Source organism: Epilithonimonas mollis (genome assembly GCF_900142325.1).
Taxonomy (GTDB): domain Bacteria; phylum Bacteroidota; class Bacteroidia; order Flavobacteriales; family Weeksellaceae; genus Epilithonimonas; species Epilithonimonas mollis.
Genome location: NZ_FRAM01000001.1, coordinates 364726 through 382029, shown reverse-complemented (window position 1 = coordinate 382029; position 17304 = coordinate 364726). Strand labels below are relative to the sequence as shown.

The following is a 17304-nucleotide window of genomic DNA, read 5'->3' as shown; positions in this document are numbered from 1 at the left end:
CACGGAAACCATTTTCAAGTTTCACAATTAATCCTTACTTTTGACCAATGGAAAATTTCATCGTATCCGCACGCAAGTACCGTCCGCAAGAGTTTGACACTGTTGTAGGACAATCTCACGTTACCGATACTTTGGAACATGCTATCGACGAAAGTCAGCTGGCTCAGGCATTGCTGTTCTGCGGACCGAGAGGCGTTGGCAAAACAACCTGCGCCAGAATCTTAGCCAGGAAAATCAATGAAAAATCAGGAGCAGCGGACGACGATGGATTTGCATTTAACATTTATGAACTGGATGCCGCTTCCAATAACTCTGTTGATGATATCCGGGAACTTATTGACCAGGTAAGATTTGCGCCTCAGGTCGGGAAATATAAAGTTTACATTATTGATGAGGTTCACATGTTGTCTCAGGCTGCTTTCAATGCTTTCCTGAAAACTTTGGAAGAACCGCCTGCACACGCTATTTTTATTTTGGCGACGACTGAGAAGCACAAAATCATTCCTACGATTCTTTCCAGATGTCAGATTTATGATTTCAAAAGAATCACGATTGAGGACATTCAGGATCATCTGAGAAAAATTGCCGCAAAAGAAAACATTGCCTACGAAGATGACGCCCTTTATCTGATTGCCCAGAAAGCCGACGGAGCGTTGAGAGATGCTTTGTCAATCTTTGACAGGCTAAGCACATTTTCCCAGAAAAATATAACACTTGAGAAAGCAGCGGAAGTGCTTAACATTCTGGATTACGATCAGTATCTGAAGATTGTTGATTTGGCAAAAGAAAATGATATTCCGGGTGTTTTGACAGCTTTTGATGAGATCGTTAAAAAAGGTTTTGATCCGCATATTTTCGTTGCAGGATTGGGAAATCATTTCCGGGATCTCATGATGGCGCAAAATCCTAAAACTCTGAATCTGATAGAGGTAGGAGAGAAAACAAAATCAAAATTTTCCGAACAATCCCAAAAATGGACTGCCCAGCAACTGATTGACGGCATCGAAATATGCAATTTTGCCGACATCAATTATAAAAATTCCAAAAACCCTAGACTGACTGTCGAGATTGCACTGATGCAATTATCAAGTCTGACTGCGGGTTTGGAAGCTAAAAAAAAAAATTCCTGATATTAGCGCCGCTTCTTGAAGCTAATCTTCTCAAAGACTCAAGTCCAAAGATTCAACAGTCAGAACCAGAAGAGAAAACCAACAACAATGTCATCCTGAGCGGAGTCGAAGGACAACAACCGACAACTCAAGTCTCTTTTGAAGAACCGAAAAAAGTAATTCAGAAAGCTTCCGAGCCGCTTGCAAAAACACCTTCCCATTCTCTGTTTAGCATAAAAGCAGCTCTGGAGAAAAAAGAGGAAGTCGAAAAAGATCAGTTTGCAGAAGTCAAAGATGAAAACCTGCCTTCCAACCATTTTTCACAGACGGATCTGGACAGAGAATGGGATATATTCCTAAAGAATCTTTCTAAGACCAATACTTTTGTTTACAATGCTATCAACAGTTTTAAACTGGAAAAAGCAGATGAACATCAGGTTGTCGTCAAGTATTCTTCTGAAACGGCAAAGGCAGAATTTGACAGGCTCAGTCCCGAATTTTTCAACCATTTCCGCCACAGAGTCAATAATTTTAAAATTGAAATTGAATATCAGACCGACATCACCATCAAAAAAGAAATAGTTACCAAACGAAAGATATTCGAAAAATTTGTGGCAATCAATCCGGTTCTGAAAGATTTAGACGATTTGATGAAGTTTGATTTGACATAAATTTATATCTTTGCTCAGGATTTCTCCGAGACCAGGAAGAAAAATATTAATCTAAATCAGCTCAAGTCCTTATTAATAAAGGATATAAATCATGGAAGCCAATAAATTTCCATATTTCGTCACTAAAGAATCTGCCTTTTTTTGGGGTGGATTATTCAGCTTTTTTGGATTTTATTATAGAAATTTCAGAAACTATTATCGATTTTATTGGTATAGCTAACTGAATTTCTTTCTCAAAAAACGGTGCTCCTTCATTGGCCCGTTACTCATTTAAAAGTTTTAAACAGTATTTTTTTGAAAAGGAATTATAAATCAGGATTTATAACAGGTAAACTGTTGCATTAATATTAAAAATAATAAGATTACATAAAATGGACTTAAACGAACTGAAAAATGACTGGATTAGTGAATTCGCAAATCCAATGATCATAGCCGGGCCATGCAGCGCAGAAAGTGAAGCGCAGATGCTGGAAACCGCAAAAAGACTGAAAGAAAGCGGCGCAGAAATCTCCGCTTTCCGTGCCGGGATCTGGAAACCGAGAACAAAACCAAACGGCTTCGAAGGCGTTGGCGTAATTGGTCTCAACTGGCTCAAAAAAGTAAAGGAAGAATTCGGTTTCAAAACGGCTACGGAAGTTGCGAATGCACATCACGTTTTCGCAGCCCTGGAAGCAGATGTGGATATTCTCTGGATTGGCGCACGCTCTACGGTTAATCCTTTTACGGTGCAGGAGATTGCACAGGCTTTGCGGGGAACTGATAAACCGGTTTTGGTAAAGAATCCCGTCAATCCTGATTTGGCACTCTGGATTGGTGCTCTGGAAAGACTTTTGGGTCAGGGTGTAGAAAATATCGGTGCCATACACAGAGGCTTTTCAACTTACCAAAAAACGAAGTACAGAAATATACCGAATTGGCAGATCGCTTTAGACTTCAAAAACCAGTTCCCGAATATCCCTTTGTTTATCGATCCTTCACATATTTGCGGCAACAGGACTGGTTTGGCTGGTGTTGCCCAGGAAGCCTTCAATGTGGGTTACCAGGGTGCGATCATCGAAAGTCACTGCGATCCGGATAATGCATGGAGTGATGCATCTCAACAGATCACACCAGAAGTTTTGGCCGGGATGATCACCAACCTTCAGGTCCGTAACTCAGATATCTCCGGTTACGAGGACGAAATGGGGAAACACAGGACTTTGATTAGCGATATGGACTTTCAGCTGATCGAATTATTGTCGCAAAGAATGAAAATCTCGGAGAAAATCGGAACTCTGAAAAAAGAAAATAATATTGCTATTTTCCAGCCCGAGCGTTGGAAAGTCATCACAGAATATGCCACTCAGAAAGCCTTCGAAACAGGAATGTCCCAGGAGTTCATAGAAAAAGTTTTCAAAGCCATCCACGAAGAGAGTATCGAGGTTCAGAATCATATTATGATTGACAGATAATAATTATTTGGGCAGCTTAATCCGCCTTCCACTCCCGCTATTTTTTGCCTTGGCTTTTTCCGGCAGCAAAAAAATGAGCTCCGTTCAAGTCGGGCTGCAGCTTCGCAAAATTGAAGATTTGTCATCAGTCAAACTTATCTGTAAAGACGAAATTAAAAACAGTAAAAATCAGAACGAGCGGAAAACCCGATGAACACGTGAAGATGCCTCATCGTAATGCATCAACGCCTTATCGTAATGCATCAACGGCTCATCGTAATGCATCAACGGTATATTGTAATGCATCAACGGCGCATTGTAATGGATCAACGATCCAGCGTAACGGATCACCGGATCTAAGTAATGATACAAAGACGAACCGTAATGCATCAAAGCCCAAAGTAACATGTTTTCGTTAAAAAGTCTTTCGCCGGTCTGGAAAACCTGAAAAGATCACGATCACAAAACCCTTTCAGAATTTCGATTTCTAAAAGGGTTTTTGATTTAAAAACAGATAAAAGCTTTAACTTTGCGAAACATAAAATATATTTTTTGAAAGGAATCATCATCAAGTCAACCGGAAGCTGGTATCAGGTCTTAGAATCGGAGACAAAACAAATCTATGAAGCCAGAATCCGTGGAAAATTCAAATTAATCAAAACTCGTCTCACCAATCCGCTGGCGGTAGGGGACGAGGTCGAGTTTTCTTTGGGGCAGGATGATGTTGCCTGGATTACCAAGATTTTCCCGAGGAAGAATTATCTCATCAGAAAATCAGTTAATCTTTCCAAAGAGGCCCATATTATTGCGTCGAATATCGATGTTGCCTGCTTTATCTATACTATTAAATTTCCGGAAACATCCTTAGGTTTTCTTGACCGGTTTTTGGCCTGTTGCGAAGCTTATAATATATCGGCCTTGATTCTTTTTAATAAAATGGATGTGCTGTCCGCTGAAGAAAAAGAAATCGTGGAAAATATCGAAGCGATGTATGAGAACATCGGATACAACACTTTGGAGATTTCCTCTTATTCCAAATTGAATCTGGATCTTCTGGAACATGATATCAGGGACAAAACTTCTGTATTCTTCGGACATTCAGGCTGTGGAAAATCCACTTTGGTGAATGCATTGCAACCAAGTCTGGACTTGAGAACAGGAGAAATATCAGATACGCATCTCAAAGGGAAGCATACAACAACCTTTGCCCAGATGCATTTTTGGGATTTTGGGGGTTCTGTTATTGATACGCCGGGCGTTCGGGAGTTTGCAATGATCGATGTCGAAAAGGAAGAAATCCAGCATTATTTCCCTGAGATTTTCAAAAAAGGAAGAGAATGCAGGTACCACAACTGTATGCATATCAATGAGCCAAAATGTGCTGTCATTGCAGGACTGGAAACAGGAGAGGTGGAGGAAACGCGATATATCACGTATCTGAAACTGATGGAAGAAGCGGAAGAAATCAATCAGAAATAAAAAAAACCTACAAAGCGATTTGTAGGTTTTTTTATATTTAGTTTTGTTTAGAATCTCCAGCCAAGTGTTACAAAGAAATTGTCTCTCTTGTTTTTTACTTTTGATACAGCATAAGCATCACTATTGACATCAAATCCTCCGTTGAAATACCCGGAATTGAAATCTGCATTTCCCTGTAAAAAAGGGCTCGAATATTCTGAACTGATATTCTGATAAGAGGCATCTAAATAAAATGCTTTGAAATCATAACCGATTCCGGCTCCGATAATATTACGCTTCCCGACAAAAAGATTTGAAAAAGATCTGTTTGCTACGGATCCGTTATCGTTGTAAGCTGCAAGGGAAAGGTTGTCAAAGCTGTTTCCCTGATATGCATAACCGCCTCGAACTCTGAAATCTGCAATTCTGTATTCAGCACCTACTCTCACTTCTGAAGAATTTTTATAAGAATCCCCGAAGAAATCATTCAGTTCCTGTTCAGCTGCGCCATATTCTTTGTATCGCGGTTTTGTTACACCCTGGATATAATCCACATTCAGCGAGAAATTTTTATTCGGAACAAAAGCTGCACTCAAAGTTGCTTTCATAGGTGTAGATAGTTTTCTGTCCTCTCCGAAAAGGTCAATCTGATTGTTCCCGAAATAATATTGATTATAAACCCTGTCAATTGTCCACCAGGTTGGCGTTTCAATAGCTGCTCCAATTCTGAATTGATTATTAAGCTTTGCGATTACACCGATGTTTGCAGAAAATCCGTTTGCACGCTCTTCATAATCTGTGTATTGCTTATTGTAAGTGAGATAGGTATCATCATAATCCGAAAAAAAGTTGGCGCTGTCGTACTGTCTCAGATAAGAATTATGAAAATTAAGCCCGGCTCCGAAATATAATTTGTTGTCGTAATTGGCACCCAGCACAAAATTGGTTTTCGAAAGATCACCATATCTGTTATAAGCATGTCCTCCAAAAGTATAGTTGATTATAGTCCCGGGATAGGAAAAATCATCAACCACTTTTATGTTTTGATTTCCTGGTGACTGAGAATAATTTTCAATAGATTGTGTGTTATAGTTGAATCCAACATTGACAAACTTCCATTTAGAACTTTCGCCAAGATTGATACTCAACACACCGCCGGAATTATTCAGATCAGTATGATTAATTTTATAATTCATGGCTGAGTTTCCCAGCGTTGTCGTATTTTTATTACTGTTAACACCTAATGTCAGGTTGACATCACTTGCAATGAAGACGCCAATTCCAGCAGGGTTTACAAAACCTGATGAAATGTCGCCGCCAAGTGCGCCCATTGACCCTGCCATTGCGTTGTATTTTGAAGTTCCATTGATGGAATTGCTGGAATATACATCAATTGTATTTGTAATTACCGATGCATCCTGTGCTTTCAGATAAATAAATGAAACAGGGATACTAAGCAGTAAAAAAGTTTTTTTTAACATTTTAAAATTGAATAGTTTTTTAATTAAAAATTATCTTCTTCCGCCACCGCCGGATCTCATACCGCCACCGCCAGATGATCCACCAGATCTCATACCGCCGCCGGAATTGAATCCTCCTCCTGAGCTGCCAGATCTGGAAGGAGAATTGTTAAATCCTTCATTTCTGAAACCACCGTTCGGATTGCTTCGGACTCCGCTGTTGTTTGGATAACTATTTCTGATTCCGCTATTGTTCGGATTTGTTCTTATATTGCCGTTGTTTGGGTAATTCCTGATGCTGTTATTTGGATAATTTCTGACACCGTTATTAGGGTAATTTCTTACGCCATTGTTTTGTGTTCTGATATTCCCGTTATTATTTCCACTAATTCTTTCAGAACCTCTGAATGCACTGCTGTTAATACCCCGGAATCCGTTTGTGTTTTGTCTCCCCTGAGGAAGCATACCGGATAATCTCCCGTTTGATCCGGATCTGTTATAATAGACCGGCTGATAATAACCGCCATAGAATCCGTGGTAATGTCCGCCCCAGCCATAGTTCCAGAATGGATCATAAAATCCGCCCCATCCCCAAGGTGAGTAAAAAGAATTACCGAATCCCCAGCCAAATCCCATACCCCAACCCCAGGAGTTGAAAGGACTATTCCAGCCGTACATTCCGTATCCGGGATAGCCCCAGCCTCCCCATCCGAAGCCGCCGCCCCAGCCCCAGTTATTAAAACTGGTATAATTGGTTTCGGTTCCTGTAAAAGTTCCCCAGTCAGAATCGTGAGAGAGACTGTATCTGTTCTGCTGATCCTGAATGTTTTGCTGGTTGTTATCATAAATACTGGGATATGTGTCCTGATAATTATAATAATTATCTACTTGGTTTCCATAATTTCCGGAATAGCTTCCGGCAGGTAAAGAATCTTTATTGGGGTCATAGTAAACACCATCTGTTTCTGAATAACCACCCGTATAGATGACGCAGGATGTCAAAAGAAAGCTGCTGGCTATGAGGAGCAAACCTTTTGATTTAATCAGATTGTATAAGCTTTTATTGTTGAAATTTTTCATTTTATGAGAAGTATTAAGTTTCTTATATTTGCATTTCCTAAAAGAGACCAAATTTTATACCATTCGAAATTAAAAAATACGTGTAAAATTAGGCTTTTTATTTAGATTAAAAAGTTTAAAAAAAGTTAAAACTTATAGCAAAAAAATTATGGCAAAGTTAACATCAAGAGCAGAAGATTACAGCAAATGGTATAATGAACTGGTCGTTAAAGCAGATTTAGCAGAGAATTCCGGCGTGAGAGGTTGCATGGTGATTAAACCTTATGGTTATGCAATCTGGGAGAAAATGCGGGATGAGATGGATAAAAAATTCAAGGAGACCGGTCACCAGAATGCTTATTTTCCTCTTTTCGTTCCGAAAAGTCTGTTTGAGGCGGAAGAAAAAAATGCTGAAGGTTTTGCCAAAGAATGTGCTGTTGTCACACACTACAGACTCAAAAATGATCCTAATAATCCGGGTAAATTAATAGTTGATCCCGAAGCGAAACTCGAAGAGGAGTTAATCGTGCGTCCTACTTCCGAGGCAATTATTTGGAATACATATAAAAACTGGATTCAGTCCTATAGAGATTTACCAATTCTGATTAATCAATGGGCTAATGTTGTGCGATGGGAAATGAGAACGAGGTTGTTCCTCAGAACGGCAGAATTCCTTTGGCAAGAAGGACACACAGCGCATGCTACAAAAGAAGAAGCCATAGAGGAAACTGAAAAAATGATTGAGGTTTATGCAAAATTTGCTGAGGATTTTATGGCAATTCCTGTTATCAGAGGTATCAAGTCAGCTTCTGAAAGATTTGCCGGAGCTGATGAAACTTATTGTATCGAAGCGATGATGCAGGATGGAAAGGCTTTGCAGGCCGGAACTTCGCATTTCCTTGGTCAGAATTTCGGAAAAGCTTTTGATGTCAAATTCACTACGAGAGAGGGAAAAATAGAACATGCATGGGGAACTTCCTGGGGAACCTCTACAAGATTGATGGGGGCTTTGATCATGACCCACTCTGATGATCTCGGTCTGGTATTGCCGCCGACATTAGCACCGATTCAGGTAGTGATTGTTCCGATTTTTAAAGGTGAGGAGCAGCTGGCTCAGATTAGTGAAGTGGCTTTGGATATCCAAGCGAGACTAAGATCAAAAGGGATTTCCGTAAAATTTGATGATGATACGCAGAATAAGCCGGGCTGGAAATTTGCCGAGTACGAGCTGAAAGGTGTTCCTTTGAGAATAGCAATGGGACAAAGGGATCTCGAGAATAAGACTGTCGAATTGGCAAGAAGAGATAATCTTACCAAGGAAACTGTTTCATTAGATGGTTTGGAAAATTATATCGAAGAATTGCTTCAGATCATTCAAAAGGATATTTATAATAAAGCTTTGACCTATAGAGAAGAAAATATCACCAAGGTTGATTCCTACGATGAATTTAAAAAGGTTCTTGAAGAAAAAGGGGGATTTATCCTTGCGCATTGGGACGGAACCGAAGAGGAGGAAGAACAGATCAAGCAGGAAACAAAAGCGACCATCAGGTGTATACCACTTAACAATGAAAAGGAAGATGGTGTTTCTCTCATCTCAGGAAAACCTTCTACGCAACGGGTTGTATTTGCAAAATCATACTAATAAAAACCGCCTCATTAGTAATATTGAGGCGGTTTTTTAATTTTATAAAAAGAGGTTTGTTGTTTGATTCGTTGTTAAAGTTTTACTAAAATTATTAATCATGTAAAAATATGGATTAATATTTGGTAATATTATAAAACTAATCACAAAATAAACTACTATGTCAACTAACTTAATCGACCTAATCAAAGGTCAGCTAGGACAGAGCACAATTTCCCAGGCAGCCATAACACTTGGTGAAAGCGAGTCCGGTATTTCAAAAGCTGTATCAGCATTGCTGCCTGCAGTCATTGGCGGATTTGTAAACAGCAATGCACAATCAGAGTTATTCACTTACGTAAAAGAAGCTTCATCTTCCGGTCTTTTGTCAAATCTGCTTGGAAACCTGAATAGCAGTGATTCGCTGATTTCAAAAATACTTTCTCTTATTTTTGGAAATGGTGATAAGCTGGAAGCAATAACAACGTCTGTTTCAGAATATGCAGGAATAAGCAAAGATTCCACAGATGCCTTACTGAATATTGTCACCGCTTCCACAGCTGGAACTATTGGCAGATATGCATCAGAAAATAACCTGGATGCATTTTCTTTTGTAAATCTTCTGAATGAACAAAAAAAACATCTCTCTATGTTATTGCCTGCAGGCTTTAGCTTTGCATCCTTAGGATTGGGGAATTGGTTCGGTAATATTGATGCGGAACCTGTAAATGTAATTCCCGAACCCAATCAAAACCCAATTCCGGAGATCAATCCAACGACTCCGATCACGGAAAAAGCACCTGTAGCCGATTCTCCGGCAATCGATGTAACGAGAAGTGGCACTACTCACGAGATTGTTTCAGGAAATGATTCTGGAGGTAACATCTGGAAATGGTTGTTGCCATTGCTGTTATTACTTTTATTAGGATGGTTTTTCTGGAAGCAGTGCGACAGGAAGCCTGTGCCGGCAGCAGTAGCCACGACGGATTCCACAGTGGTGGAGAAAGATTCTACAAATGTTGCTGGTGATACAGTTGCCGTTACAAGGGAAACAACGGTGGTAAGCTTGCCAAGCGGAAAAACTCTGCAGGCCTATAAAGGTGGAATTGAAGACCAAATGGTTACTTTCCTGAAATCTGATGACTATAAAAATTCAACAGAAGCACAATTGAAAGACAAATGGTTCAACTTTGACAATTTAAATTTTGAATTCAACAAGGCTGTTTTAACACCCGAATCCCAGGTTCAGCTTGATAATCTCAAAATGATCCTTGCTGAATTTCCTGATGCTAAAATTAAAATTGGTGCATACACTGATAAGAAAGGTGATGAAAATACCAATCTTAAATTATCTGAGGACAGAGCGAATACTGTAAAATCGGCGCTTAACTCCGCTCAGGTAGCGGACGCTGAAGGCTATGGTTCTAAATTTGCAAAAGTTCCTGCTGAGGCTTCCGATAAAGCAAGAGAATCTGACAGAAAAACAGCTGTAAGATTCGTAAAGTAAATTTTATAATTTCAATCCAATATAAACTGTCAATTTTTTTGACAGTTTTTTATTGCCTTATTGTAGGATAAAAAAACTATTGTTAATTTTGTTAGTCTAATCTAACAATTGTACCTCTTTGGATAATTCAGATATCAACAAAGGCTGGCGAAAAGAAAAAAGCTCAAACTCTCTCAACGAAGTTTTCTCCAGCATCAAAATTCCGGAAAATGCCAGTTCATGGAAAAAGTTCATGGCATATGTTGGTCCGGGATTATTAGTAGCCGTTGGCTATATGGATCCGGGAAACTGGGCTACGGATATTGCCGGTGGCGCACAGTTTGGCTATACATTGCTTTCGGTGATATTGATTTCCAATCTTTTTGCCATAGTTCTGCAGCATCTTTCTGTAAAACTGGGCATTGTTGCGGAGCGGGATCTGGCACAGGCTTGTAAAGATCATTTTTCTCCCGGGGTCAACTTTGTTCTGTGGATTTTTTGTGAGATTGCTATTGCTGCCTGTGATCTGGCAGAGGTTATCGGTTCTGCAATTGCTTTGAATCTTTTGTTCGGGATTCCGCTGAGTGTGGGTGTGGTGATAACTGTTATTGATGTTTTCCTGATCTTGTTTTTACAATCCAGAGGCTTCAGATATATAGAGAGTATTGTTGGGGGATTAATATTTGTAATCTTTTCTGCATTTCTGTATGAGATTATTCTCAGCCAACCTGCAATTTTTCCGATGCTGGAAGGGCTGATTCCAAAAAAAGAGATTATCACCAATCCATCGATGCTTTATATCGCTATCGGAATTCTGGGCGCAACTGTTATGCCACACAACCTTTACCTTCACAGCAGTATCGTGCAGACCAGAAACTACCCGAGAACTACTGAAGGAAAAAAGGAAGCACTGAAGTTTGCAAGTCTGGACAGCAGTCTCTCGCTCATGCTGGCCTTTTTTATCAATGCAGCTATCCTGATTATATCGGCCGCTACTTTTCATACGTCCGGGAACAAGGATGTTGCAGACATTAATGATGCTTATATGCTGCTGTCTCCACTTTTAGGTACTACGCTGGCCAGTATTTTTTTTGGGATTGCATTGCTGGCATCGGGACAGAATTCTACTCTTACTGGAACACTTGCGGGGCAAATTGTAATGGAAGGTTTCCTGAATATCCGTTTAAAACCGTGGGTACGCCGTCTGATCACAAGATTGATTGCTATTATCCCGGCATTGATTATTTCGATGCTGTATGGGGAAAAGGGAACTGCAGAACTATTGGTTTTCAGCCAGGTGATTTTATCAATGCAACTTAGTTTTGCTGTGGTTCCGCTGGTGATGTTTACAGGAAGCAAAGCCAAAATGGGAAAATTCGTTAATAAAATGTGGCTGAAGGTGCTGGCATGGACCATCAGCGCTATCATTATTATTCTTAATCTTTACCTGTTGAAAGAAACAATCTTTTAGGTATAAATAAAACGTCTTGATGTTTTTATTAAAAGGTCAGCTTGTTTTTTCCGGCTTGTCAAATCTGATAATTTTTGAGAATAAAAAAAACCGGAAGTTTCTTTCCGGTTGTCTGTTGATTTTTAGTTTTCAACTGCTTTTTTTGCGAAGCGCGCCCCGGGCTGAACGGAGCTCTTTTTCTTTTTTAATAAAAAGAAAAAAGCGGGAGTGGAGCACGGATAAAGGCGCCCAAATCAGTTATCCCAGTTTCTTGGAATCGGCTACAAACTGTGCCAGACCAGAATCCGTCAGCGGATGCTTCAGCAGGTTAAGGATCGATGGTAGAGGAGAGGTGATCACATCTGCCCCGATTTTTGCACAGTTGATGATATGCATCGGGCTTCTGATGGATGCAGCAAGGATCTCTGTGTCGAAAGCGTAATTGTCATAGATTACTCTTATTTCTTCGATAAGATTCAGTCCGTCAACAGAGATGTCATCTAATCTTCCAAGGAATGGAGAGACATAGGTTGCACCGGCTTTTGCAGCCAAAAGTGCCTGTCCTGCTGAGAAAATCAGAGTACAGTTGGTTTTGATGCCTTTATCGGAAAAATATTTGAGAGCTTTTATCCCATCTTTTATCATTGGGATTTTTACCACAATTCTTTCATGGAGTGCGGCCAGTTCGTCTCCTTCTTTGATCATTTCTTCGTATGTTGTAGAAAGGACTTCTGCGGAAACGTCTCCGTCTGAGATATTGCAGATATCAACATAATGTTTGTTGATGGCTTCTTTCCCGGAGATGCCTTCTTTTGCCATCAATGAAGGGTTTGTGGTCACACCATCCAGAATACCCAGATCCTGTGCTTCTCTGATCTGATCCAGATTGGCTGTATCGATAAAAAATTTCATATAAAGGTTTTATTTGTTTTAAAAATATTGTTAGTGCATCGGGAAGATGCAAAAAGAAGTCCGAAGACCTCTTTTTTATTATTTCAGAGCAGCTTCTTTTGCTTTGAATTCATTGTACTTTGCAGTATTCTGAGTGGTCATGTACATTCCTTTTAAGAGGCTGACCACTTCTTTATTGTTAGGGTCATTTGCATACAGCTTTTCTGCATATGGGAGTGCTTTCTGGAATCTTGCTCTTCTTTGTTCCAGTATTTTATTGGCTTCATCGATTTTTCCTGCTTTTCTCAATTCTCTGTATTGATTGATAGAGGCCTCGTCTTCACCAATGATTGCAAATACAAGATTGTTAAGTGCATTCGGGTATTTTGGATCCAGGTCGGTTAATTTTTTGAAAGTAGATTCTGCTTCTGCCTGTTTTGCGGGATCCTTGCTCAGCATAACGCCCAGGTTGTAAAGACTTTCCTTGTCATTAGGATTCGCAGCGATCTTAGCTTTCAGGTTGTTGACGAATTCGTCTGTTTTTCCTGACTTGAAATAAGAATTGCTCTGGACCTGTGACAACGATTGGTTTTTTGGGAATTTTTTCAGACCTTCTTCTGCAATTTTCCCTGCTTCATCATATTTTCCCTGTTCGAACAATAGTGACGCTGTTACTTCATAGAGTTCTTCCTGTTTGCTTGGTGTTTTCTCTGTCTTGAAGTCAGTGTAACCGGCATTAGCCTTTTTATACAGATCAAATGCAGCTTTGTCAAGCGTTTCTACTTGTCCGCTTTTGGTGTTTTTTGCAGTATATACAGTTTCTTCTCCAGTATAGTTTGATTTGATCAGGGACTGGAGAATATCGGTTGCCTTAGATTTGTTTTCTGGTGACTGTGCATATGCTACACCTGCATAATAAAAGAAGTTCTTATTATCCTGGCCGGCAGCTTTGAAAAGATAGTAAGTCTCGGCAAACTTTTCACCGGCTACATCAAATTTTTTGTTATTATAGTTTGTTGTAGCCTCTTCATTAGCCTTGCGCAAAAGAGGATCTATAGCAGTTCTAAGCTTTTCTGTAAGTGCTGGTGAATATTTTTCCTGTTTGAGAGACAGTCCGTTCCCAAATTTATCTGCAGCTTCTTTACCGACAAAATAAACTTTATTTTTATCAGCATCTTTACCTGCATAGATCGTTTCTGTTCCTAAAGTTGAGATTTTTGCAAGGTATTCGGCACCTTCAATGTTTTTCCCTGCTTTTAGCAGAGATAGACCTTTTGCATAATAATATTGCTCCAGCAAAGAAGGCTCTAACAGGTAAGTTTTGTCGCCAAAAATAGATTCTGCTTTGGAAATCTCTGAGTTTGCAGCTGTAAGATCTCCTGAATCAACTGCTTTTACAGCGTTAGCAATTTCTTTTTTTTGCGCAAAAACAAATGTCGCAGAGAGCATTGCTAAACTAAAAATTAATTTTTTCATATTACACTTTTAAAATATTTATTCTTTGTCCTCATTTTCCTCAGCTTCTTCATCCTCGATCTTTCTTAGTTCATCTTTGTCGCCGATGTTGATCTGATTGTCTCCTGTCTGAGGTTTATCTTTGAATTCCGGATTATTGCTGTCATTTTCCGCAGCTTCATCAGCTTCGTCTTCTACTTCTTTATCCATTTCTACTTTAGCAATAGCAGCAATTTCATCATTTCCTTTCAGGTTAATGACTTTTACGCCCTGGGTATTTCTTCCCATTACTCTCAGGTCAGCCGTATTCATCCTGATGGCAACACCAGACTTGTTGATGATCATCAATCCATCTTCATCGGTTACACTCTGGATGGCAATCAGATTTCCTGTTTTTTCTGTGATGTTCAAAGTGATAACACCTTTTCCGCCACGGTTTGTGATTCTGTAATCTTCAACAGCAGTACGCTTTCCGTAACCTTTTTCGGATACGACCAGAACTGTATCATTCTCCAGGTCATTAACAACAATCATTCCGATAACTTCATCATTATCTTCAAGAGATATACCTCTCACCCCGATTGAGCTTCTGCCAACAGCCCTTGCCTTTTCTTCAGGGAAACGGATACATTTTCCATTTTTGGTTGCAATCATGATTTCGGAATTTCCGTCTGTCAATCTTGCGCCTAATAAAGCATCATTATCACGGATTTCGATAGCATTCACACCATTTGTTCTAGGTCTGGAGTAAGCTTCCAGAGAAGTCTTTTTGATGGTACCGTTTTTGGTAATCATCACTACATTCATCTGGTTGATGTAGTCCTGATTTTTAAGATCTTTAGTTCTGATGTAAGCTTTGATCTTATCATCGGGTTCGATGTTGATAAGATTCTGAACCGCTCTTCCTTTCGATGTTTTAGAACCTTCCGGAACTTCGAAAACTCTCAGCCAGAAACATTTACCTTTTTCTGTGAAGAATAGTAAATATTCATGGTTAGTTGCGGTTACAATATATTCCAGGAAGTCTTCGTCTCTTGTAGTCGCGCCTCTGTTTCCGACGCCACCTCTGGATTGTACTTTATATTCGGAAAGTAAAGTTCTCTTAATATAGCCAGCGTGAGAAATTGTTAATACAACTTTTTCATCAGGAATAATATCTTCAATGGACATTTCGCCACCGGAATAATCGATTTCTGAGCGTCTTTCGTCACCATATTTTTCTTTGATTTCCAGTAATTCATCTTTGATGATCTGGTAACGTCTTGGTTCATTAGAAAGAATATCTTCCAGATCTTTAATTAAGGCCATTATTTCCTCGTATTCTGCACGGATTTTGTCAAGCTCCATTCCTGTCAGACGAGCCAATCTCAGGTCAAGAATAGCCTGGGCCTGAATTTCCGATAACTCAAATTCAGAAATCAATCCTTCTTTTGCAGCCTGCGGATTGGCACTGTGGCGGATAATCGCAATTGCTCTGTCCAGAGAATCCTGAGTACCGATAACCTTCATAAAGCCTTCAAGAATGTGAGCTCTCTCTTTGGCTTTTCTAAGTTCATATTCTGTTCTTCTAACGATCACTTCGTGTCTGTGCTCTACAAAATGATGAATCAGATTCTTCAAGTTCAATTGCTCAGGTCTTCCTTTAACAAGAGCAATGTTATTAACTGAAAAGGAAGTTTGTAGGGAAGTGTATTTGTATAAAAGATTTAATACGACATTTGGAATAGCGTCGTTCTTTAGTTCATAAACAATACGGAGACCTTTTCTGTCAGACTCATCACGGATTTCGTAGATTCCTGTGATTTTTTCATCTTTTACGAGTTCTGCAGTTCTGGCAATCATCTCGGCTTTATTTACCTGATAAGGTACTTCCGTTACAATAATTGCATTTCTGTTTCCGATCTCCTCAAAATTGACTTTTGCTCTCAGAACAATACGTCCTCTTCCTGTGTGAAATGCATCACGAACGCCGTCATAACCATAAATAATACCACCTGTCGGGAAATCCGGTGCAATGATATGTTTCATCAGATCATCGATAGTAATTTCTCTGTCGTCTATGTATGCACAGATGGCATCGATACTTTCCGATAAGTTATGGGGCGCCATATTGGTGGCCATACCAACAGCGATCCCGGAAGTACCATTTACTAAAAGATTTGGTATTCTTGTTGGAAGGACTGTTGGTTCCTGCAAAGAGTCATCAAAGTTATTCTGAAAATCTACAGTTTCTTTATCAAGGTCAGCAAGGATTTCGTCGGATATTTTTTTAAGTCTTGCTTCGGTGTAACGCATTGCTGCCGGCGGATCACCGTCCATAGAACCGAAGTTTCCCTGGCCGTCAACCTGTTCATAGCGCAAGCTCCAGGGCTGAGCCATTCTTACCATTGCATCGTAAACAGAACTGTCGCCGTGCGGGTGATACTTACCCAAAACATCTCCAACAATTCTCGCAGACTTCAGATGTTTTCTGTTTGAAAACACATTAAGACCATACATACCGTAAAGAACACGTCTGTGGACCGGCTTCAGTCCGTCTCTGACGTCGGGTAAAGCTCTAGATACAATGACCGACATCGAATAATCGATGTAAGAGGTTTTCATTTCGTCAACAATGTTGATCGGTATTAACCTTTCTCCTTCCTTTTGCATAAATATTTTTAATTATTTGTAAATCAGAAGAATATATTAACTTCTGACCCATTAAGTTTTTCTAATTTTTATAACGGGCTAATTTACAAAAAAAATACGATTTTTGCAGTCTCAATTTATTAACATTAATCATAAAAAAATTAAAGATGAGCATTCTTAGCATCACATTTCATACTACAGAGAACAGAATCCAGGATTGGGACGAATATATGGAAAATGAACTTCATCAAATGATTGAAAATCTAATAGATGTGGATAAATATGTTCTTTCTGATGTCTATTCCGAAATGATAAATGAAGGTAAAAATACAAACCTTTTTCTGTGGTTTGACAGTGACAGATTACGAAACGAGTTCATGGAAAACGAAATGCTGAATATCGAGGAAATAATATTGCAGAAATTCGGGTCGGAAGTGATGATCTTTCCAACCTTTCTGGATCCGAAAAAGAAGAGATTTTAAGTTTTTCCTGAAATTATATATTTTTTAATATGTTAATTATCAGTGTTATATATAAAGTGGAATTGCCTAACTTATCCTTATTCAAATAAATACATTAT

The 17304-nt window shown here is 39.4% G+C and carries 12 protein-coding genes; 7 read left to right on the top strand and 5 right to left on the bottom strand.

Features of this window, described 5'->3' with window-relative positions; genetic code table 11:
* Positions 1-47: 47 nt before the first annotated feature.
* From dnaX to rsgA, 3 genes are all read left to right on the top strand, one after another.
* Positions 48-1130: a DNA polymerase III subunit gamma/tau gene (dnaX, locus tag BUA97_RS01655; protein WP_072996124.1), complete on the top strand. Its 1083-nt coding sequence runs from the start codon at positions 48-50 to the stop codon at positions 1128-1130.
* Positions 1131-2151: 1021 nt separating this feature from the next.
* Positions 2152-3231: a chorismate mutase gene (locus BUA97_RS01645; RefSeq protein WP_072996123.1), complete on the top strand. Its 1080-nt coding sequence runs from the start codon at positions 2152-2154 to the stop codon at positions 3229-3231.
* Positions 3232-3762: 531 nt separating this feature from the next.
* On the top strand, positions 3763-4689 hold the full coding sequence (gene rsgA, locus BUA97_RS01635; RefSeq protein WP_072996121.1) for a ribosome small subunit-dependent GTPase A: 927 nt from the start codon (positions 3763-3765) through the stop codon (positions 4687-4689).
* A 47-nt stretch (positions 4690-4736) separates the two neighbouring features.
* On the opposite strand, the gene BUA97_RS01630 is transcribed toward rsgA, so the two are convergent.
* Positions 4737-6149: an OmpP1/FadL family transporter gene (locus BUA97_RS01630; protein ID WP_072996120.1), complete on the bottom strand. Its 1413-nt coding sequence runs from the start codon at positions 6147-6149 to the stop codon at positions 4737-4739.
* 30 nt (positions 6150-6179) lie between these two features.
* A complete protein-coding gene (locus BUA97_RS17080) occupies positions 6180-7208 on the bottom strand; it encodes a hypothetical protein (RefSeq protein ID WP_072996119.1) in 1029 nt (342 codons plus the stop codon).
* A 148-nt stretch (positions 7209-7356) separates the two neighbouring features.
* Between BUA97_RS17080 and proS the strand changes: the two genes are divergently transcribed.
* The 3 genes from proS to BUA97_RS01610 all read left to right on the top strand — a co-directional run bounded on the left by proS (position 7357) and on the right by BUA97_RS01610 (position 11768).
* Entirely contained in the window at positions 7357-8832 is a 1476-nt protein-coding gene (gene proS, locus BUA97_RS01620; protein ID WP_072996118.1) for a proline--tRNA ligase, read from the top strand.
* 160 nt (positions 8833-8992) lie between these two features.
* On the top strand, positions 8993-10318 hold the full coding sequence (locus BUA97_RS01615) for an OmpA family protein (protein WP_072996117.1): 1326 nt from the start codon (positions 8993-8995) through the stop codon (positions 10316-10318).
* Between the two features lie 118 nt (positions 10319-10436).
* Positions 10437-11768, top strand: coding sequence for an Nramp family divalent metal transporter (locus tag BUA97_RS01610; RefSeq protein WP_072996116.1), 1332 nt, complete (start codon positions 10437-10439; stop codon positions 11766-11768).
* A gap of 237 nt (positions 11769-12005) precedes the next feature.
* Here the strand turns inward: BUA97_RS01610 and fsa are convergent, their stop codons facing one another.
* The 3 genes from fsa to gyrA all read right to left on the bottom strand — a co-directional run bounded on the left by fsa (position 12006) and on the right by gyrA (position 16745).
* Positions 12006-12659 carry a fructose-6-phosphate aldolase gene (gene fsa, locus BUA97_RS01605; RefSeq protein WP_072996115.1) on the bottom strand — a complete coding sequence of 218 codons (654 nt, stop codon included), beginning with the start codon at positions 12657-12659 and terminating at the stop codon, positions 12006-12008.
* 78 nt (positions 12660-12737) lie between these two features.
* On the bottom strand, positions 12738-14114 hold the full coding sequence (locus tag BUA97_RS01600) for a tetratricopeptide repeat protein (protein ID WP_072996114.1): 1377 nt from the start codon (positions 14112-14114) through the stop codon (positions 12738-12740).
* Positions 14115-14132: 18 nt separating this feature from the next.
* Positions 14133-16745: a DNA gyrase subunit A gene (gene gyrA / locus BUA97_RS01595; protein ID WP_072996113.1), complete on the bottom strand. Its 2613-nt coding sequence runs from the start codon at positions 16743-16745 to the stop codon at positions 14133-14135.
* Between the two features lie 146 nt (positions 16746-16891).
* Here gyrA and BUA97_RS01590 point away from each other — a divergent pair, with 146 nt between their 5' ends.
* Complete coding sequence (locus BUA97_RS01590; RefSeq protein ID WP_072996112.1) at positions 16892-17206, top strand: DUF4286 family protein; 315 nt, start codon at positions 16892-16894, stop codon at positions 17204-17206.
* Positions 17207-17304: the final 98 nt, after the last annotated feature.